At 61.0% G+C, this 20060-nt stretch carries 20 protein-coding genes and 1 pseudogene; 10 read left to right on the forward strand and 11 right to left on the reverse strand.

Annotation, left to right across the window (positions count from 1 at the left end; genetic code table 11):
* Positions 1-77: 77 nt before the first annotated feature.
* Positions 78-842 carry a FadR/GntR family transcriptional regulator gene (locus tag HJB91_RS24560; RefSeq protein WP_210633722.1) on the forward strand — a complete coding sequence of 255 codons (765 nt, stop codon included), beginning with the start codon at positions 78-80 and terminating at the stop codon, positions 840-842.
* Between the two features lie 55 nt (positions 843-897).
* On the opposite strand, the gene HJB91_RS24565 is transcribed toward HJB91_RS24560, so the two are convergent.
* The 5 genes and pseudogenes from HJB91_RS24565 to HJB91_RS24580 all read right to left on the reverse strand — a co-directional run bounded on the left by HJB91_RS24565 (position 898) and on the right by HJB91_RS24580 (position 5840).
* Entirely contained in the window at positions 898-2682 is a 1785-nt protein-coding gene (locus HJB91_RS24565) for a thiamine pyrophosphate-requiring protein (protein ID WP_221147553.1), read from the reverse strand.
* A 111-nt stretch (positions 2683-2793) separates the two neighbouring features.
* Positions 2794-3051 carry a hypothetical protein gene (locus HJB91_RS30920; protein ID WP_247241827.1) on the reverse strand — a complete coding sequence of 86 codons (258 nt, stop codon included), beginning with the start codon at positions 3049-3051 and terminating at the stop codon, positions 2794-2796.
* Between the two features lie 39 nt (positions 3052-3090).
* Positions 3091-3177, reverse strand: a pseudogene (locus tag HJB91_RS31285) (DUF2934 domain-containing protein); the annotation flags it as partial.
* Positions 3178-3228: 51 nt separating this feature from the next.
* Positions 3229-3756, reverse strand: coding sequence for a DUF4142 domain-containing protein (locus HJB91_RS24575; protein ID WP_221147555.1), 528 nt, complete (start codon positions 3754-3756; stop codon positions 3229-3231).
* A gap of 101 nt (positions 3757-3857) precedes the next feature.
* A complete protein-coding gene (locus tag HJB91_RS24580; protein ID WP_221147556.1) occupies positions 3858-5840 on the reverse strand; it encodes a protein-L-isoaspartate(D-aspartate) O-methyltransferase in 1983 nt (660 codons plus the stop codon).
* A 330-nt stretch (positions 5841-6170) separates the two neighbouring features.
* Here HJB91_RS24580 and HJB91_RS24585 point away from each other — a divergent pair, with 330 nt between their 5' ends.
* The 3 genes from HJB91_RS24585 (at position 6171) to HJB91_RS24595 (ending at position 8707) form a co-directional block, all read left to right on the forward strand.
* Entirely contained in the window at positions 6171-8069 is a 1899-nt protein-coding gene (locus HJB91_RS24585) for an APC family permease (RefSeq protein WP_221147557.1), read from the forward strand.
* Positions 8070-8143: 74 nt separating this feature from the next.
* Positions 8144-8389: a hypothetical protein gene (locus HJB91_RS24590; RefSeq protein ID WP_210633733.1), complete on the forward strand. Its 246-nt coding sequence runs from the start codon at positions 8144-8146 to the stop codon at positions 8387-8389.
* Positions 8390-8443: 54 nt separating this feature from the next.
* A complete protein-coding gene (locus HJB91_RS24595; protein WP_064712032.1) occupies positions 8444-8707 on the forward strand; it encodes a hypothetical protein in 264 nt (87 codons plus the stop codon).
* A 72-nt stretch (positions 8708-8779) separates the two neighbouring features.
* Here HJB91_RS24595 and HJB91_RS24600 read toward each other — a convergent pair whose 3' ends face one another.
* Entirely contained in the window at positions 8780-9580 is an 801-nt protein-coding gene (locus tag HJB91_RS24600; RefSeq protein ID WP_210633734.1) for an SDR family oxidoreductase, read from the reverse strand.
* Positions 9581-9626: 46 nt separating this feature from the next.
* Complete coding sequence (locus tag HJB91_RS24605) at positions 9627-10796, reverse strand: zinc-dependent alcohol dehydrogenase (protein WP_210633736.1); 1170 nt, start codon at positions 10794-10796, stop codon at positions 9627-9629.
* A 270-nt stretch (positions 10797-11066) separates the two neighbouring features.
* On the opposite strand from HJB91_RS24605, the gene HJB91_RS24610 reads away from it, so the two are divergent.
* Positions 11067-11273, forward strand: a complete 207-nt coding sequence (locus HJB91_RS24610) for a hypothetical protein (protein WP_221156029.1) — start codon at positions 11067-11069, stop codon at positions 11271-11273.
* Between the two features lie 18 nt (positions 11274-11291).
* On the opposite strand, the gene HJB91_RS24615 is transcribed toward HJB91_RS24610, so the two are convergent.
* The gene (locus HJB91_RS24615) at positions 11292-12014 is read right to left on the reverse strand and encodes a metallophosphoesterase (protein WP_210633740.1); all 723 of its coding nucleotides are present in this window, start codon (positions 12012-12014) and stop codon (positions 11292-11294) included.
* 10 nt (positions 12015-12024) lie between these two features.
* Positions 12025-12831: a nucleotidyltransferase family protein gene (locus HJB91_RS24620; RefSeq protein WP_221147559.1), complete on the reverse strand. Its 807-nt coding sequence runs from the start codon at positions 12829-12831 to the stop codon at positions 12025-12027.
* A gap of 199 nt (positions 12832-13030) precedes the next feature.
* On the opposite strand from HJB91_RS24620, the gene HJB91_RS24625 reads away from it, so the two are divergent.
* Complete coding sequence (locus tag HJB91_RS24625; RefSeq protein WP_221156030.1) at positions 13031-13252, forward strand: hypothetical protein; 222 nt, start codon at positions 13031-13033, stop codon at positions 13250-13252.
* 190 nt (positions 13253-13442) lie between these two features.
* Positions 13443-13613 carry a hypothetical protein gene (locus tag HJB91_RS24630; RefSeq protein ID WP_210633745.1) on the forward strand — a complete coding sequence of 57 codons (171 nt, stop codon included), beginning with the start codon at positions 13443-13445 and terminating at the stop codon, positions 13611-13613.
* A 5-nt stretch (positions 13614-13618) separates the two neighbouring features.
* Here the strand turns inward: HJB91_RS24630 and HJB91_RS24635 are convergent, their stop codons facing one another.
* Positions 13619-14644: a Gfo/Idh/MocA family protein gene (locus tag HJB91_RS24635; RefSeq protein ID WP_221156031.1), complete on the reverse strand. Its 1026-nt coding sequence runs from the start codon at positions 14642-14644 to the stop codon at positions 13619-13621.
* Positions 14641-15630: a zinc-binding dehydrogenase gene (locus HJB91_RS24640; protein ID WP_210633748.1), complete on the reverse strand. Its 990-nt coding sequence runs from the start codon at positions 15628-15630 to the stop codon at positions 14641-14643. Before HJB91_RS24640 ends, HJB91_RS24635 begins: the two co-directional genes overlap by 4 nt.
* 178 nt (positions 15631-15808) lie before the next feature.
* Here HJB91_RS24640 and HJB91_RS24645 point away from each other — a divergent pair, with 178 nt between their 5' ends.
* The 3 genes from HJB91_RS24645 to HJB91_RS24655 are packed head-to-tail and all read left to right on the forward strand — an operon-like array spanning position 15809 to position 20060.
* Positions 15809-16912 (forward strand): NAD(P)-dependent oxidoreductase, encoded by a 1104-nt coding sequence (locus tag HJB91_RS24645; protein ID WP_221156032.1) that lies wholly within the window; start codon positions 15809-15811, stop codon positions 16910-16912.
* Complete coding sequence (locus HJB91_RS24650) at positions 16909-18951, forward strand: NAD-dependent epimerase/dehydratase family protein (RefSeq protein WP_210633752.1); 2043 nt, start codon at positions 16909-16911, stop codon at positions 18949-18951. Before HJB91_RS24645 ends, HJB91_RS24650 begins: the two co-directional genes overlap by 4 nt.
* On the forward strand, positions 18948-20060 hold the full coding sequence (locus HJB91_RS24655; RefSeq protein ID WP_259669941.1) for a glycosyltransferase family 4 protein: 1113 nt from the start codon (positions 18948-18950) through the stop codon (positions 20058-20060). Before HJB91_RS24650 ends, HJB91_RS24655 begins: the two co-directional genes overlap by 4 nt.

Genomic DNA, 20060 nt, shown 5'->3' on the forward strand with positions numbered 1-20060 from the left:
GAGAGCATGATGTCATCCGAAAACCGCTCACACTTTTCGGCGTCATGCTCTAGTAAGATACCGTCGGGGAGAATGACGTGGTTGAAGCGAATAGCGAATCTTTGAACGCGGAAGCCGGCCCGCCGGGCAAGCCCGAACGCGGCAAGGCCGTCAAGCTGGTCGATCGTGTCTTCGACCAGCTGCTCGAGCGGATTCGTGGCGGAAACTACCCACCGGATTCACGCCTTCCCGGCGAACATGAACTTGCTGCGATGCTGGGGGTTTCCCGGCCGATCGTCCGCGATGCGCTGGCGCGGTTGCGTGATCAGGGCATGGTCTATGCCCGACAGGGAGCTGGGACCTTCGTCAGCGCGCATGGATCGCCGACGACTCAGCTTGCCTATTCGCCGGTCAAGACGATCGCCGATATTCAGCGCTGCTACGAATTCCGGCTGACCATCGAACCGGCCGCGGCCTATTTCGCCGCCAAACGCCGCAATGAGCAGGCGATCCAGAAGATCGCCAGCGCCCTTGCGGATCTGCGCGAAGCGACCAGCCATCAGCTTCACCGCACCGACGCCGATTTCATCTTCCATCGCGCGGTGACGGAGGCTGCCAACAACCATTACTACACCGCCTCGATCGATGCGCTGAAAGCCCATATCGCCGTCGGCATGCACCTTCATGGTCTTTCCCTGCTCGGCCCCCGCCAGGGGCTGGAACAGGTCTATGAAGAGCATAACGCCATCTACAAGGCGATCGCTGATGGCCGGGCTGATGATGCACAACGGCTGATGAAGGCACATCTCGAAGGCTCCCGGGACCGTCTGTTCGAGGGCAGGGTGCTGGATCTTTCCTTCTGAGACGCCTTCGGGATTGGATCAGACAATTCGTAACGGTGAGAGACAATGTCGTCAGCTACCGTCGCGACAGGATGCCGGCAAAGAGCTGGCGGAAGGTACCGGCAATGACGCCCGTCTCATGCGGATCCCCCGTCATCAACGCCGAGGTGAGATTCCGCATCTGCTCGAAGGTGATGTGCGGCGGCAGCGGCGGCACTTCCGGGTCGGTCTTCACCTCGAGGATGACGGGGCAATCGGAGGTCAGGGCTGCTTCCCATGCGGCGCTGAGCTGAGCCGGCCGATCGACGAAAATGCCGCGCAATCCGATGAGGTCGGCGAACTTGTGATAGGCTATGTCAGGAATGGACTGCGACGCGTCGAATTTCGGATCGCCCTCCATCACCCGCTGCTCCCACGTCACCTGGTTCAGATCCTGGTTATTGAAGACGCAGATGACGAAAGTCGGATCGGCCCAGTCCTTCCAGTATTTGGCAACGGTGATCATCTCGGCGAGATTGTTCATCTGCATGGCGCCGTCGCCGACCAGGCCGATGACGGGGCGATCGGAGTGAGCGAATTTGGCGGCGATCGCATAGGGCACGGCAGCTCCCATCGAAGCCAGTCCGCCGGAAAGCGATCCCTTCATGCCGCGGCGCATCTTCAGGTCCCGGGCATACCAGTTTGCGCAGGAGCCGGAATCGCTGGTGACGACGGCGTTTGCCGGCAGCCGCGGCGACAGCTCGCTGACCACGCGCTGCGGATTGACCGGATCGGCGTCGACGTGGGCGCGCTCGTCCAGGGTCTTCCACCAGAAGGCGACGTCTTTCTCGATCGTTTGCCGCCAGCTGCGATCCGGATTTTCCCGCAAGAGAGGCAACAGCGCCCTGAGCGTTTCGGCCGCATCACCGGTCAGGTTGAGCTCCATCGGATAGCGCAGCGACAGCATGTCGGGATTGATGTCGATCTGCACGCCGCGCGCCCGGCCTTCCTCCGGCAGGAATTCGGAATAGGGAAAACCGGAACCGATCATCAGCAGCGTGTCGCAGTCACGCATCAGGTTCCATGAGGGTTCTGTTCCGAGAAGGCCGATCGAACCCGTCACCCATGGCAGGTCATCCGGCAGCGCGGCCTTGCCGAGCAGGGCTTTGGCAGCGCCCGCCTGGAGGCGGTCCGCAACGGCAATGACTTCGTCCGTGGCGTTGAGCGCGCCGGCGCCGACGAGGATCGCCACTTTCTTCCCAGCGTTCAGAATATCGGCCGCAGCCTGAAGATCGTCTCCATGCGGAAAGACCCGCGGCGGGTGGTAACCCGGACCCGAATGCACGGTTCCATGCTTTCGCGCTGGCTCCTCATAGGGCATTTCCTGCAGATCGTTCGGCAAAATGATCGCTGTCACCGTTCGGTTTGCGAGCGCGATGCGAACCGCGCGGTCGATCAGATGGCGCACTTGCGCCGGAGCGGAAGCCTGTTGCACGAAATCGCTCGCGACGTCCTTTAGGAGGGCGGCTAGGTCGAGTTCCTGCTGGTAACGTCCGCCGAGCGCGCGACGCGCCTGTTGGCCGACAATGGCGAGAACTGGCTGATGGTCCATGCGAGCGTCGTAAAGACCGGTGATCAGATGGGTGGCGCCAGGTCCCGAGGTTGCGATGCAGACGCCAAGTTCGCCTGAGAACTTCGCATAGGCGCTGGCCATGAAAGCCGCCATTTCCTCGTGTCGTGCCTGGATGAACTCCATCTTGTCGGATGCGCGATGGAGCGCCCCGAAGACGCCGTTGATGCCGTCGCCGGGATAGCCGAACATACGTCGCACGCCCCATTCGCGAAGCCGTGCCACAAGGAAATCGCCGACTGTTTTCGCCATGGATGCTGTTCTCCCGAGATCGTGTGAGATGCGCTGGAAGCGGATCTACTCCGGATCAAGCCGCAGTTTCAGTGCCGGGCTAATCGATGCGACCCGGTCTGCTTCCGTGGGTTAATAGCTGAGCCGGCCCCAGGAGGGATCCCATTCGACGTCCTCGACAAGTTCGACGAAGACGGGGCTGTTGCTGTTGCCTCTATGGGACTCTGCCAGTTGGAATGCCGCCTCAGGCTCCATTTCCTCGCCGGGATAGACCGTGTCGTCCAGGTCGCTTTCCGCGACCTTGCGAACATATCCCCGGATCTGGTTGCCCGATCGATAGAGTTTGATGATCAGCGACCCTGCCGGCGCCGAGCCATGGGAATATCGGATGTATTCCCGACCATCTTGCGCCGGGTCACCCGCTCGATACCAATGTGCGAGGTCCTGACCTTCCGGGCGCCCCTCGCTTTCCCAAATCCGGTAGGCACGGATCCTTCGTGTCTCCTCATCGATCATTCTTGCCTCCCGTCGGGCCTCATGATCACCTTGACCATGCGGTCCTGCCGCTTACTTGTTGAGCTCTTTGGCCATCTGCAGATGATGTTCCAGAGCGGGGCGCGTACTTGCAGCCCATGCCTTCAGTTCGGGATTGTCCCCTTCGTCGCCATAGCGCTTGAAGAGATCGACCGCGTCCTCATGGGCAGATTCCTGGTCGGAGTGATACTGCTTGTTGAAATCGGCTCCTTGCAGGCCGTTCAGCTTGTCGAGCATGCTTTGCTGATCCGACGTCATGGTGCTCGGAAGCGCCGCCTTGACCTTGCCGCTGGAAACCAGTGCCTTGAGTTCCTCGCTGGTCTTCTGGTGGTCGGTGAGCATCTGCTGCGCGAAGGCCTTCGTCGCATCGTCGCCACGCTCGGTCGCAAGCTTGCTGGAGGCGATTTCGAACATGTCGCTCACGGCTGCTTCCTTGACGAAATCTTCGGTTTTCGGCGGCACACCGATCAGGGAATTGACCCCGCTCTTTTCGGCAGCCGATTGGGCGAAGGCCGGGACAGCAAGCGAGAGGGCGAGCGAGGCGATAACACAGCGTTTCATAAGGATCTCCTGGGTTGGTGATCGCCAAACTTGCGCACAGGCGCAGAGTTCCCGCCTTATCGCGTTGTTGATGATCGCTCTTCGTTCGACACAGCCGGGGCTTAGAGCCCAAAGGGAAAAGTTTCCGGATCCGATGTACCGGACTCCGGTGCCATGAGCGGCGAAAGCGCCCGGGTTTCATCGAACCAAAGATATGCATCATATTGCCGCGACAGTGATGCCGACATGTAATGGCTCAGCCGTTCCGTTTCCGGCCGGTAGATGACGCCGATGAAGCGCTGAAGCCGCTGGTCGACGAGGCTTGCATGCAATTCTTCATCGGCCGCGAGGTCGAGGAGAAATCGCGGCTTTCCGGAATCGTGACAGAGACGCTCGCAGCTTTGCGGCAGGGACGGATTGACTTGCTTCTTCTCGGCCTGTCCATCCCAGTCGCTTGCCGCAATCACCTCGCCGGAATGCGTACCCAGTCCTATGAGGCTTGTCATTCCATCGAAACGCTGCCGACACAGCTGGCCAAGATTCAGTTCGTCGCGGGCGGCTGCCATATCGGTATAGCGGGCATCGCCGATATGCGAGTTGTGCGCCCATATGATGATCTTTGCCGTCGGACCGTGGAAGTCGAGGAGGTGCTCGACGGTATCGGCCATGTAGGTGTCGCGGAGATTCCAGGCCTGAGAACCGCCGTAATACATGATCCGGTAATACCGCTCGGCTGCGGCAAGCAACCGCGCCGACTGGGCGGCGTTCAGAAAGTCATGACCGTCTGAGGCAGCGTCGTCCAGGGATCGCGCCAGGAGCTCCGTGCATTGCTTGAGCACCGCCTCCTCGCATGACCTATAGGCATCGGTGAGCACGGCTCGGCCATAAGTCGCCGGATCGCTCTGCCAGGGGCTGAGGCAGCCATAGCGTTCCCTGGCAATCTCGGCGGTCTCCGGGCTGACATCTTCGAGATAGTCGAGGACCGAGCGGATCGATCCCGACATGTTGTAGAGATCCAGGCCGTAGAACCGGATCGGATCGGCGTGTAAAGCCTTGCGACGCTCATTATGCCCCTTCAGCCAGCCGAGGAATCGCGAAAATTCCAGGTTCCGCCACATCCACCTGGGAAAACGGCTGAACGGTCGATCGCCTTTCGACGGCTGGCCGTTTATCCAGCGGTCGACCGCCGCGGCGTCCGGCCAATCCGCTTCGACCGCCACCATTTTAAACCCGTGATGTTCGATCAGGTGACGGCTGATGGCCGCGCGTGCCTCGTAGAATTCGGCCGTGCCATGGGTGGATTCACCCAGCAGAACGATGCGGCTTTCGCCAAATCGATCGAAAAGGGCGGCAAAGCTCCGGTCGTCGACCGAGGGAAATTCTTCCGCCATGGTCGCGATGAGTTTGTAAGGCGTTTCCTCCATGCGCGATGACGGGGCTGCCGCCGTGTACATCGGATGTGCGGCAGTCCAGGCATCCTCGCCGATGAGGGGAACGAAGAAGACGCCGCCGAGATCCTCCTCCTCGAAGGTGGTTGCACCGGTGCGCGTGATGCGTTTCAGGCGCTGCTCTTCACCTCGGCCGACCGGGATGACGAGCCGCCCTCCGAGATCCAGCTGCTCCTTCAAGGCGGCCGGCACCTCGGGTGCGCCCGCGGAAACGATAATGGCATCGAAGGGAGCGGCTTTGGCCCAGCCCTTGCTGCCGTCGCCGACTCGGACGTCTATGTTGCGGTATCCAAGCTTCTCGAATCGCTCCCGAGCCTGAACCGCCAGCCTTTCATGCCGTTCGATGGAATAGACGTGCCTTGCGATCCGGCTGATGAGGGCCGAGGCGTAGCCCGAACCGGTTCCGACCTCCAGAACCTTGTCGCCGGCGTCCAGATCGGCTTTTTCGATCATCAGTGCGACAATGTAGGGCTGCGAAATTGTCTGGCCCTCGCCGATCGATAACGGCGCATCCTCATAGGCGAATTCCTCGAAACCAGGATCGACGAATTTTTCGCGCGGCACCATCCGCATCGCCCTGGTAACGCCTCGATCGCGAATGCCGCGCCGCATGACATGATGTTCCACCATGTGGTCTCGGATGCGGGTCATATCCATGGGTCACCTCCAGTCTCGGGGAGAACAGCTGAAAGCAGGTGGTTGTTCCCCGGCAGTGCGGCCATGGCCTTGCTAGGGCTTACACTCGTTTGCGGCCATGGCTTGCGGGTTCAACCGGATCGCAGCGCCCGTCAGCACGGCATCGATATCAGGCGCGCGTCGCAGATGGCCAATTGTTCCGCACAGTTCGCGAGTTTTGCAATATGAGCGGATGGGATCGGCGGCAGAGGGACGGCCAGATGCCTGGGTCCTTCTATGCCCTTGGCTCCGGGAACCCGAGCGGCCGCTGGTTGTTGGTTATCGCCCCAGCCCCCGGATAAGGAATAGAGATTGAACCTCAGTACCCTCCTGTTGGGTCGGCGTCTCGCCAATCGCGAGCACGAAGACAAGAAGATCGGTTGGATAGAAGCCGTGCCCGCCATGGGGCTGGATGGCCTCGGCTCATCATCCTATGGGCCGGAGGCAGCGCTCACCGTCCTCATTCCACTCGGCGCGCTCGGCCTGGCCCATATCGGCCCGGTGATCTTCTGCATCGTTGCTCTGCTGGGGGTTCTCTATTTCTCCTACCGGCAGACGCTCGCCGCTTACCCGACGAATGGCGGCGCCTATGTGGTGGCGAAGGAGAACCTCGGAGAATATCCGAGCCTGCTTGCCGCCGCAGCGTTGATGATCGATTACGTCCTGAATGTCGCTGTTGGCGTTTCGGCAGGGGTTGGGGCACTCGTCTCGGCGGTGCCGAGCCTTCACCCCTACATTCTGCCCCTCTGCCTTGGCATCGTCCTCCTCGTCATGCTGGCCAATTTGCGAGGAACGGGAGAGGCCGGCTGGCTATTCGCATTGCCGACCTACCTCTTCATCCTCTGTTTCCTTGGCGCCATCGGCTATGGGTTGGTGGGCATCGCTTTGGCGGAGAAGCCCACCACCCTCATTCCGCCGCCTGCCCTGGGCCCAGTCACACAGGGTGCGACCGTCTGGCTCCTCATGCACGCCTTTGCCAGCGGCTGCACGGCCATGACGGGAGTGGAAGCCGTTTCCAACGGGATGGGGTCTTTCAGAGAGCCTGTCATGCGCAACGCTTATTTCACGCTGACGATCATTGTCGTCATTCTCGGCCTGCTTCTTGGTGGTGTCGCTACCATCGCAACCGTCTTCGAGATCGGCGCAATGGATCAGACGAAGGAAGGTTATCAGAGTGTGCTGTCGCAATTGCTTGCCGCCGTCGCCGGCCACGGCGCCTTCTATTATATCGCAATGGCCAGCCTTCTCAGCGTTCTTTGCCTGTCGGCCAATACCAGCTTCGTCGGCTTTCCGCGTCTTTGCCAGATGGTTGCCGCCGACGGCTATCTGCCGAGGGCTTTCGCCCAGCCGGGCCGCCGCCTGGTGTTCACCGTCGGCATCGTGTTTCTTTCCGGCTTCGCCGCACTGCTTTTGATCGTCTTCGGAGGAATAACCGACCATCTCATACCGCTCTTTGCGATCGGCGCCTTCTTGACATTCACGATCTCTCAGGCGGGCATGACGATGCATTGGCGCCGTCAGCCCAAGAGGTACACCGCAAAGCTGGCGATGAACGCGGTCGGCGCGGTTTCGACAGGTGCGGCGCTCATCATCATCCTGATCGCCAAGTTTGCGGAGGGCGCGTGGATCACCCTCATCACGGTCCCGGTGACCATTGCCATTCTGAAATCGATCAAGAGCTACTACCGCGCGCTTCAACGCGAACTCAGGACGCCTGGTCCTATCACCGTCGAAGATATTGAGCCGCCGACCGTTCTCGTCGTAACCGAAACATGGAACAGGTTGAGCGAACGCGCCATCAAGTTCGCACTGACGATCTCGCCCGACGTTGTCGCCGTCCATTTCATCCGTCTCGGTGGGCCTGATCTGGAGGAAGGTGAAAAAGCGCTTCGCGAGGAATGGCGCGTCGAGGTGGAAGAGCCGATCGCCGCCCACGGGCTGAAGCCGCCGCGGCTCATGCTCATCCCAGCGCCTTATCGGCAACTGCATGAGCCGCTTCTGCGGCTGATCGAAAGGCTTGATGCCGATAGTCCGGAGAGGCGGGTCGCGGTTCTGATCCCTGAAACGGTGAAAGACAAATGGTGGCAGAAGCTGCTGCACATGAACAGGGCAGGGCGGCTAAGGGCAAAACTGGTCAAGCTTGGAGGTCCCCGCCTGACGGTGGCGACGGTTCCCTGGCGACTATATCGGGAGGAGCAGGCGGCGACATGAGCGTTTTCTCACCGTGCAGCGGCGGAACTTAGTGTCCGGAGCGAAGTTGGACAGGCACCAGCAAAGAGGCGCCAATGTCCCCGAATCCACTTATATCTGAACCGGTCGAAGAGCTTGCCAGACGCCTCGAGGCGATGACCGACGACGAGTTGTTTCTGACCATGAGTGAACTGGAAACAGCGAGCAACGCTGCCGAGAACGACGCGGCGGCGGAGGTTCTCTCCCGGATCGCTTTGACCGAGGACGAGATCGAGCAGCGTTATCCTGGCCAGGTGCTCGCGCCGTATCGCGACTGGAAGCAAAGGCAGCCGCTGCTGTAACCGCGTGAGCCATGGCAGCACCATCGCTCAAAACCAAGAGGAATGGAGGCTTCAATGAGCAGTTCTGAGACGACGACGGATCACAAGAAAATCCGTAAATGGGCGGAGGAAAGAGACGGCAGGCCGGCAGCTATCCGGACCCGCGGCAAAGGCGGCGTTCTCCGGATCGATTTTGGAGAAAAGGAAGAGGAATTCGACGAGATCGACTGGGACGAATTCTTCAAGATCTTCGACGAAAACAAGCTCGCCTTCCTCTACCAGGACAAGACCAAGGACGGAAAGACGAGCCGCTTTAACAAGTTTGTCGAGCGCGACTGAGCGCTCAACCTTCTTGCCTTCTGGTCGCTGCCGTGATGACGGCGGCGACCGGTCGTTTAGGGAAACTGCCATCTATTTTATGCCCGAACCGGGCTTTGCCATCTTCGAATGCTGGTCGGCGAGCACGCTTGCCGGCGTGACGTTGGCGACGGCCGCCTGAAGCTTGTTCTTCCAGCCGCTGACGACATCACCTTCGCCATCCATCATTGCGTCATAGCCGATGCGCGCGACTTCGCCGGCATCGTCCTTCTTCGCCTGACCGATCGCCGTATCCGTAAGTCCGGCTCGCTTGAAGAATTCAGTTTCCGTCGCGCCGGGCATAAGACAACTGACAGTGACGCCGGAATCCTTCAGTTCCTCACGCAGTGCAAAGGAGAAGCTGTTGATGAAGGCTTTGGTGGCGTTATAGACGGCCTGGTAGGACCCCGGCATGAAGCCTGCGATCGAGCCCGTCAGCAGGATGCGCCCTTCGCCGCGGCTGCGCATCTGATTGCCGATCGCATGAATGAGGTGGATCGTTCCGGTGACATTGGTATCGACGACCCTGCGCGCCGCGGTGAAGTTCTGGTCGAGAAAGGCCTTGCCGAGGCCGCATCCCGCGTTGGCCATCAGCAGGTCCACCGACCGGCCGCTGGCCGTGATCCGTTCCACAAGCCGGTCCACGCCCTCGGGCGTTGAAAGGTCGGCTTCCACGGCATCCACTGCCGTGCCGAATTCCTTCAGCCGGGCCGCCGCCTGGTTGATGCGGTTCTCATCGGCGGCAATGATGAGATCATATCCATCGCGGGCTGCGCATTTCGCCAGTTCGTAGCCGATGCCCGTGGAGGCGCCGGTGACGACGGCGAGGCCCTTGCCTGCTTCCTTATCAGCCATGATCCTTCTCCTTTAGAGCCTTCCGTTCGAAGGAAGCGCAGGAAGTTTAGGGTTTCAGGACGACCTTGATGCATCCGTCCTGTTTGTCGCGGAACGTCTTGTAGAGGGCCGGACCGTCTTCCAGCGTGCCGCGATGGGTGATGACGAAGGACGGGTCGATGTCGCCCTTTTCAATACGCTCCATCAGGATGGGCAGATAATGCTGGACAGGCGTCTGGGCCATCTTGAACGTCAGGCCGCGGTTGATTGCCGAACCCATCGGGATCTTGTCGAGAAAACCGCCATAGACGCCGACGATCGAGACCGTTCCGAAGTTGCGGCAGCAGTGGATGGCCTGACGCAGCACATGCGGCCTGTCCGTTCCCATGAACATGGCGACCTTGATGCGGTCGAGGCGCGAATCCCAGCTGGCGGCCGCCTCGGCTTCGGTTCCCACCGCGTCGATGCAGGCATCCGCACCGCGGCCATCGGTCAGTTCCATGATCTGGTCGTAGACGTCCTTGTCCATAAAATCGAGGGTAATGGCGCCGGCCGCTTGCGCAAGCGCCATCCGTTCGGGCACTGCATCGATGGCGATCACCCGTTCGGCGCCGAGCAGGAAGGAAGAGCGTATTGCCATCTGGCCGACCGGGCCGCAGCCCCAGATCGCGATCGTGTCGCCAGGCTGGATGTTGCAGAAATCGGCCGCCATATAACCGGTCGGGAAAATATCGGACAGGAAGAGCACCTGCTCGTCGGAAAGCCCCGCCGGCACCTTGATCGGCCCGACATCGGCATAGGGCACGCGCAGATATTCCGCCTGTCCGCCGGCATAGCCGCCGAGCAGATGCGAGTAGCCGAACAGGCCCGCCGGCGAATTGCCCCAGAGTTTCGCGACCTTGGCTCGATCGGGATTTGAGCGCTCGCAGCCGGAATAGAAGCCGCGCTTGCAGAAGAAACATTCGCCGCAGGAAATGGTAAAGGGCACGACGACGCGGTCGCCGACCTTGAGTTTGGTATTGTCCTTGCCGACTTCCACCACTTCGCCCATCGTCTCATGACCCATGACGTCGCCGCTGTGCATCTCCGGCATGACGCCGTCGTAGAGATGCAGATCCGATCCGCAGATCGCGCAGGCCGTGACCTTGATGATGGCATCGCGCCCGTCCTGGATCTGAGGATCGGGGACGCTGTCACAGCGGATGTCGTGCTTGCCGTGCCACGTCAGAGCTCTCACGGTGGTTCTCCTCGCCGGTCGCCGGCGCATCGGCCCGAAAATCGGAATCGATTTCGGAAAAGCCCGATGCGCGGATTCAAGGTGTTAGAGCGCCTTTGAGCGTCCGAAAGGACGCGCAACGCTCTCATGGCGCTTCAACATCAGCTTCGGAAAAATGTTCCCGGCAATGCAGGGCTTTTCATGGTCACGGGTTCATAGGCTGATTCAGGGGAACCCCGGACTATGCCGTGAGTTCACTCAAAAGGGTCGCAACGTTGCAAGGAGAAGATGATGACCTCCCCCAAACATGCCAAGACCATGAAGCCAAGCGATATTGACCTTACCGACGATCCGGGCATTAGCCGCTCGCGTGGCATCGTCTCGCCGCCGGACGACGAAGCAACGCAGGCCGAAAACACCGTCGAAGGCGACACAGCCAACGATACGACGCCCCAGGGCGGTGTGGATCCGCGCCAGCGTGGACGCACCAACAAGTAGCCGTGACGCTCGGCTCAGTCAGAGCTCAAGCAACGCGTAGGGCTTTCCCGTAGGCTTCTCGATATGGGCCGCGACATTGTAGACGGGGGCGCCGCCCGGCGTCCGGCCCTCATAGGACCCCCGGTGGGCGTGGCCATGCACGACCGCACTGACGCGGAATCGGTCGATTGTTTCCGCCAACCGTGAAGAGCCGAGAAACGGATAGATTTCCAGGGGCTCGCCGGCCACCGTTTCGGCAATGGGCGCGTAGTGCAGCACGACGAGGGAGCGATCGGAGCGGACCTGGCGCATCGCGTTTTCGAGGCGCATCGACTCCTCGACGCTTTCGGCCACCATCGCCTTGATCGCCGCCTCGCCGAACGAGCCGAGCATGTGTCGCCCGAAGCCGCCCGCAAAGCCCTTGACGCCAACGAAGCCGACGCCGGCGACTTCGGCCGCCTGACCGTTGAGCAGTTTCACGCCGGCATCGGTCAGGACCCGGCAGACGTCATCGACCTGGCCGCTCTCGTGATCATGGTTGCCGAGGACGGCGACTGTCGGCACCGTGCAATGGCGCAGATCGCTCGCAAGCAGTTCGGCCTCCTTGGGCTTGCCGAGATCGGTGAGGTCGCCGGCGATGACGAGAACGTCGGCCACGGAGGAAATCTCCGCAAACAGATCCTTGTAGGACTTGGCGCCGTCTTCGGTCACATGAAGATCGGCCACCGCCGCAATTCTCACGCTCCTTCGCTGTTCATCCATTATGGTTCTCCTAATCTCCTCGCAATTCGCCTTCGCCGCCGACATCGGCAAAACCCCATTCCTTCACGTCGATTTCGAAATCCACGCGGGAATACATCCGGCCACGGCATATTTTCATTTGCGGCAACGGCAGCTCCTGCTGCGCCTTGAGCCGGTCCAGCAGTTCTTCCAGCAGCCATTGCGGAATCTTGTCTCGCTCGGTCGGGTAGATCCACCGGAAATTGAGGAGATGGATGAGGAGGACTTCCCAGTGAACTTCCAGATAAGCCAGCAGCTTGCGCCAATCGATGGAATCATGTGCCTTCAAGAGGACGTGCGCGATATCGGCGCCATCATAGCGGTGGCGCAGTTGGACAAAGCACTTCGACCAGACGAGTTCGGTCGGGCTGACGATCCTGACCGTGTGGCCGCACATCTTGACCCTGCGCGCATCCTCGAACCAGTCGTCGCCGACCGGCATCGTTCCGTTGGAGGAGGCAAAGATGACGTCGAAGAAATGGTTGCCCTTGAAGACCTTTCCGAGCCAGCGCTCGTCCTCGACTTCGACCGTGTAACCCTTTGCCTTGAAGTGGCCGAGGATGCGCGCGTAGTCGCCCGCTTTGCAAAAAATGTCGAAGTCCTTCGTCTGGCGCGAAATGCCCGTATAGGCGCAGACAGCATAGGTGCCGGCGACCAGAAACGGGATCTGCGATCCGACGAGTTCTCGGACGGCCTGGGTCACGAACGGCTCGGCGTCGGGATCGATGAGTTCCGGAACCGCCTTCACTTTCATGAGCGAATTGTCGTTTTTGTCTCTTTCGGCACTTCGAGCGGTCATCGTCGATCCCAGCAATTGATACGCAAAGCAACACCTGGATGGCTTCTATGTTCCGCCGAGCCCGTCGGGGCGATGTACACGCGATAATCGCAGGGGGGCGACAAAAGCTGCCGAATTATCCGGAACTTCGCTACCGGCGCGTCGTTTGGACCATGACAAGCATCGCAGAAATGTTCCCGAGATCTGAACGGAGGATGTCATGGACAAGCGAGCGAAAATATCCACCGGCACCAATGACAGGCCCAGAAACGAGACTATTGCTGAAAGCGGCCCCGGCATTCCCGATGACAGCGGCCGGATGGTTGAGGTGCCGGATGCGGAAGCAAGGCGCATGAAAGCGTCGCTGCTGCGCGATCGGCTCGACAAACTCAAGGAGAAGCTCGATGAGGAGACGGAGCTTCCGCAACGGGGCGCGCCATGAGCGAGGTGAGGAAAGGCGGCTCTTTTCCTTCAGGAATGAGCCACGATAACTCCCAACCGCCACGGCGCATGCTGATATGCGTGGTCACCATTTTTATGATCGCCTGCCTTGTCGCACTCGCATTCACATGGATGAGGCATCCCGGCAAACCCGGCGAGACATCACCTGCGGCCACGACGGAGCAGACACGATGAGCGAGGGGGATAAAGATCCGGTTCAGCGGCCGTCGTCCTCTTCCGTCGGCAGGCGCGCCAGGCTCAATGCCGGCAGAATAGCCCTGATCCTGGTCGGCACGGTCGCCGTTGTCGCATTCACCCTTTATGCGACGATCGTTCTCTATGGCCTTGTCAAAGGCTCCTAGATCGATCACATGCCGGCGCCATAGATGCCGTCGATTGCCTCCGCGACCGCGATGAAATTCTCGCACACGGGATCGTGGCGCTGGCCTCCGGCGAGCTTTCTTGCCCAATCCACGGCAGCCCGTCCGCCCCATTCATCGGGAGGGAGGGCCAGAGTTTCGCTCGAAGTGCCGGACATCCTGACGGCCGTAAAATCATAGAATGAGCCATCGACATTTCTGAGCGAGGCGCCTCCCTCGGTTCCGAAGAAATCAGCGCGGATCTCGGCGTCACAGCCGGCGTTGAGGCGCCAGGAGCATGTCAGACGGATGATTTCGTCGCCTGCAAGCGTCAGCGTTGCGGTCGCAAAATCCTCGACCTGACCCTTGCTTTCGAGCCTTTTCCCACCCGCTCTCAATGCGCTCGTGACGTTGGTGACGGAGGGAAAATCGAGGCACCATAAGGCCAGGTCGACGAGGTGAACCCCGAGATCGATGACGCAGCCGCCGCCGGACTGGTTCTTGTCGTAGAACCAGGGCTTGTCGGGGCCATAGGCGTTGTGGAAGGTCAGATCGGCCGCAAAGATCTTTCCAAGAGCGTTCGCGCGGATGAGCTGACGGATCTGCTGCATGCCCTGCGTGTGTCGATAGGAAAGGTCGACGCCAAGCAGCCTGTCGGCGGTTCTGGAAGCATCGACGACGGCCCTGACCTCGGACGCCGTTCGGCCAAGCGGCTTTTGGCAGAAGACGGCAAAGCCCGCACCGAGGGCGCGGATGGACTGTTCGGCATGACAGGCGCTTGGCGTGGCGATCACGATGCCGTCGAGCTCCTGTTCCAACAGCGCGTCCAGATCGGCGACGATCCTGGCATCCGGGGCAAGCGCCAGGGCCTCTCGTGCCATATTTGCGGAGGGGTCGGCGACGGCGACGGCCTCGGCAACGCCGCTCCCGAGGATCGCTTTCATCCGATGCCGGCCGATCCAGCCTACGCCGAGAAAGCCGAGCTTCAGCCGTCTGGCGGTCGCCGCATGTTCTCCGGAGATCCACGTCCTCATGAATATTGCACCAGAGCCTTGAGGAAACCGTCCGGCCGGTCGCGCGTCGTGTTGAGGGCGTCGTCCAGCCTTTCCAGCGGATAGCTATGGGTGTAGAGCGGCTGCGGATCGATCCGACCTTGGCGCACGGCTTCTATGGCGTCGCGAATGCCTTTGATATAGACGGCCGGCTCGCGCTCATGAGCGTTGATGACATCGAGGCCGCGCCAGTTCCAAAGCTGCATGTTGATTTGGCGGGGCCCATCCTGGTGATAACCGGCGATGATCAGTCGCCCCCGTTCCTTCGTAAGCTCGCCCGCCAGGTCGAGCGGCCATTGTTTGCCGACGGCTTCAATGACGCAATCGCAGAATTTTCCGTCCGTGAGTGCTTTAACCTGTTCGATGATGCGCCAATGATCGTCCATGGGAATAGTCTCGGCCGCTCCCATCTCTCTCGCCACCTCAAGGGAATAGGGCCGGCGCGAGATGGCGATCACCCTTGCGCCCGCAGCCGCGGCAAGCCGGGTGAGGAGGGCGCCCAAGAATCCGATGCCGATGATGGCGACGGATTGGCCGCTCTCGATGTTGCTGCGGCCGAAGATGTTCATGGCGCAGCCGAGCGGTTCGCCCGGAAAGGGCTTGCCATCCAGCTCCTTCGGCAGTGATGCGACCATCGAGGCATCGGCAATGTCGTGCGTGGCGTAGGCATGGTAGGAAAGAGCAGCAACCCGCTCTCCCATCCGGATTCCCGTCACATCGGGGCCTATGGCGTCGACAATGCCCCAGCCCTCGTGACCTAACCCGCCAGCTTCGGTGGGGAACGTCATCCAGTCCGGCCCGGCCCAGGGCGTGAGGTTCGAGGCGCAGACGCCGCATCCTTCCAGTTTCACCCTGACCTGGCCCGGACCGGGTTCCGGCAAGGGGCGGGTATCCACCGAGATACGTCCGGGGCCGGTGACGATGGCCGCCCGCATGAGCCCGGTCTTCTGTGTCGCCGCAATGTCCATAAGATGTCCTCCAATGTGGCATCCCTAGAACAAAAGGCCTCCCGAAGAGTTCCGGTAGAGGTCAAAGAAGCATAGATGATGAAGTCAATAAAGATGTCATTGAAGAAGGAACTTTTCCATTCGCGTTCGGTTCGGCGCCTATCTCCGAAGCCAATTATTCAACCGGACGGATCTCATAATGACGATTTTGATAACTGGAGGATGCGGCTTCATTGGTCGCCACGTTGCCGAAGAACTTCTGAAAAATGGCTACGACGTGCGCATTCTCGATGCGCTGATCGACCAGGTGCATGGCGACGCCGAAGTCAGCCTGCCTGATGGAGCCGAGATCATCCAAGGCGATGTCAGAGACAAGGACGCCGTGCGCGCGGCGCTTGCCGGTGTGAACGGCGTCATCCATCTCGCCGCCGAAGTCGGCGTCGGACAGTCGATGTACGAAATTGCCCGCTACGTCGGCTGCAACGATCTCGGCACCGCGGTGCTCCTGGAAGCCATAATCGGCCTTCCCGTCAAGACGATCGTCGTCGCCTCATCGATGAGTGTCTATGGAGAAGGGCTCTATCGGACGGTCGATGGAAAGCGGCTCGGCTATGTCAGGCGGCGCATGCAGCATGTCAAGCAGGGCCGGTGGGATCCGCTTGACCAGGACAACCGGCCGCTGACACCGGTCGCCACCGACGAGGAGAAACCGGTCGATCTTGCGTCCATCTACGCTTTGACGAAATACGCCCAGGAGAGGCAGGTTCTGATTTTCGGTGAAGCCTACGGGCTTGATGCCGTCGCCCTGCGTCTCTTCAATGTTTTCGGCGCGGGCCAGGCGCTTTCCAATCCTTACACCGGCGTGCTCGCCAATTTCGGTTCGCGTCTGGCCAACGCTCAGCCGCCGATGATCTTCGAGGATGGCAGGCAGCGGCGCGATTTTGTCCATGTCCGCGACGTGGCGACAGCTTTCCGCCTGGCTCTGGAAAAACCCGCAGCCGCCGGTCACGTGCTCAATATCGGCAGCGGCCAGGCCTATTCGATCGCCGATGTCGCAACGCTTCTCGCCGATGCCATGGGCGTGCCCGAGATTGGCCCGGACATCATGAACAAGGCGCGTTCGGGAGACATCCGCAATTGCTTCGCCGACATTTCCAAGGCGCGCGAACTGCTCGGCTTCGAACCGAAATATCGTCTCGAAAATGCCCTCGCTCCCTTCGCCGAATGGGTGCGGCAGACCGGGGCGGTCGACCGTGGCGCCGAAATGAAGCGGCAACTGGAAGAGCGGGGGCTGGTTTCATGAACAAGGCCGGTTCTCGAGCATCCGATCACCAGGAGACGAGGCAGTTCGGTTTCGTCGAATGGTTCCGGCCCGGAGAATATGAGCGGGCTGAGGTCGCGCTGCCGGATATTCTGGAAAGTGGCGCCAGTTATCTCCGCACGCATCTTTCCTGGGCGGAATATCTGGCGCCCGGCGGCCAGCAATGGTTCGATTGGCTGATCCCGCGTATCGGCAGTGAAATCGACCTTCTGCCGTGCATACACTATACCCCGCCTTCCCTGTCCCGGACGGGCAGGTCTTCGGGCCCGCCGATCGATCTCAAATCCTATGCCGACTTCGTTGATCATGTCCTGACGCGCTATGGCCGCTATATCAGCCATATCGAGCTCTGGAACGAACCGAACAACCTGCTTGACTGGGACTGGCGCCACGACAGCGACTTCCTGCTTTTCTGCGAAATGGTCGGAGGCGCCGCCTACTGGGCGAAGCAGAGGGGCTACAAACCGGTGCTTGGCGGCCCGTGCCCCTTCGATCCCTATTGGCTCAATCTGATGGGTACGCGCGGCGTGCTCGGCGTGGTCGATGCGGTCGGCTTCCATGGCTTTCCCGGAACCTGGGACAGCGAGGAGGCAAGCTGGGGCGGCTGGGACATGCATCTCGGAGAGATGCGTGGGATTATCGATCGTTATAATGCCGATGCGGAAATATGGATCACCGAAACCGGCTACTCCACCTGGCGCAATGACGAGATCGAACAGGCGCGGCGCTTCATCAAGGCCCTGAACGTGCCGGCCGATCGCATGTACTGGTATTCCTGGTGCGACGTGCCGCCGGATGTTCCGGTTCAGGAAGGCCTGTGGTTTGATCCCAGGCATTATCATCTGGGGGCTGTCAGCCACGACAACAAGCCGAAGCTGCTTGCCCGCCTTCTCACGGAAGGAGGCGTCAAGAGGCTGGAGGAGGTCGCGGCCCTTGCCGCTCCCAACATCGCCTCCGGCGCCGCGCCGATCGTCGTCACGGGCGGCAGCGGGTTTGTCGGTTGCAATCTCGCCGACAGCCTGCTCAGCGACGGCGAGGACGTCATCATTCTCGACAGTCTGGCACGATCGGGAGTCGATCAGAATCTTTCATGGCTGAAGGAGCGGCATGGCGGACGGGTGCATCCGGTGCTCGCCGACGTTCGCGATCTGCTGGGCATCGAGGCAGCCTTCAGGGATGCCAAGGCCGTGTTCCACTACGCTGCACAGACGGCGGTGACCACCAGCCTCGTCGACCCGCTCGAGGATTTCGAAACGAACGCGCGCGGTACCCTCAATGTGCTGGAATCGGTGCGCAGGGCAGGCAAACGGGCTCCGGTCATCTTTGCCAGCACCAACAAGGTCTATGGTGCTCTCGACGATCTCGGCCTGGTCGAACTCGGCGATCGTTATCTTCCCGAAGACGAGACCGTCAGGACGCAAGGAATCGGCGAGGATCGGCCGCTTGATTTCTGCACGCCTTACGGATGTTCGAAGGGTGTGGCCGATCAGTATATCCTCGACTACGCGAAATCCTACGGCATCCCTGCCGCCGTCCTGCGGATGAGCTGTATCTATGGGCCGCGCCAGTTCGGCACCGAGGACCAAGGCTGGGTGGCGCATTTCCTGATCCGGGCGCTCGGCGGGGAACCCATTTCAATCTACGGAGACGGCAAGCAGGTGCGGGACATTCTGCATGTCGATGATGCCGTCGCTGCCTATCGGGCGCTGCTTTCCAATATCGAGCGGGTTAGCGGCAAAGCATTCAACCTCGGTGGCGGACCGCGCAACGCCGTCAGCGTGCTCTCGGTGCTGCGCGAGATCGAAGTGTTTGCGGGTCGGCCTGTCGAAACCAGCTTTGGCCCATGGCGCGCCGGCGACCAGTTCTATTTCGTGGCCGACACGACGAGACTTGAACAGGAAACCGGCTGGCAAGCCGGAATCGGATGGCGTCATGGTTTGCGGCACCTCGCCGAATGGCTGATCGCCCATCGTTTCGGCGGCCGGCAGATCCGCAGGGAAAAGCGGAAGGTGTCGGCATGAGCGGACACGACCGGAGCAACAGGCACCGCCGCGTGCTGATGACGGTCGACGCCATCGGCGGCGTCTGGCGTTACGCCATGGACTTGGGCGCAGCCCTGAAATCGAACAACATCGAGGTTGTCTTTGCCGGGCTGGGGCCTTTCCCTGCAGACGACAAGGTCGCCGAGGCCGGCCGGGTCGGCAAGCTCGTCTGGCTGGATGCGCCGCTCGACTGGACGGCCCAGACTGAAGAGGCCGTTGCCGAAGTTCCGCGGCTGATCGCCGATCTCGCGCGCCGCGAACAGGCCGATCTTCTGCATCTCAATCTGCCGTCGCAAGCGGCGGGCATGCAAACAAACCTGCCGATTGCGGTGGTTTGCCATTCCTGTGTCGTCACATGGTTTGCCGCTGTCCGCGGACGCGAAGTGCCGCCGGACTGGCAGTGGCAGTACCGGCTGAACCAGGAGGGCTTTGCATGCGCGGACACGGTCATCGCGCCAAGCCACAGCCATGCGAGAGCGATGGAAGCGGCCTATGGAACGATCGGAAATCTCCAGGTCGTTCACAACGCCAGCGCCCTTGCGGTTTCCGACGAACCCAAGCAGGACTTTGTTCTTGCCGCCGGGCGCTGGTGGGACGACGGCAAGAACGGGGCCGTGCTGGATGAGGCTGCAGCGATGACGCGCTGGACGGTGGCGGCGGCCGGCGCGACCACCGGTCCCAATGGGCAGAACATGCGATTTCGCCATGCCGATCACCGCGGCGAGCTTTCGCATGAGCGGATGAGCGCCTTGACGCGGCAGGCGGCCATCGTCGCCTCGCCGTCGCTCTACGAGCCTTTCGGTCTAGCCGCTCTCGAAGCGGCGCGGGCGGGCGCGGCCTTGGTGCTTTCTGATATTCCCACCTATCGCGAGATCTGGGACGGAGCCGCTCTCTTTGCCGATCCGCATCGCCCCGATGTCTTCGCCGATGCTTTCAATTCTTTTGCCGGCGATCCGCAGCAGCGCGCCGCGCTCGGACGAAAAGCGCGTGCTCGCTCTGCCGGCTTCAGTGTCAAGGCTCAGGCAGAGGCGATGCGCTCGATCTATTCCGGCATGTGCGCCCGCGGTTTTTCAACAGCAGCGGAGTGA

Origin of the sequence: Rhizobium sp. NLR10b (genome assembly GCF_019685435.1) — a bacterium.
In the GTDB taxonomy this organism is placed as follows: domain Bacteria; phylum Pseudomonadota; class Alphaproteobacteria; order Rhizobiales; family Rhizobiaceae; genus Rhizobium.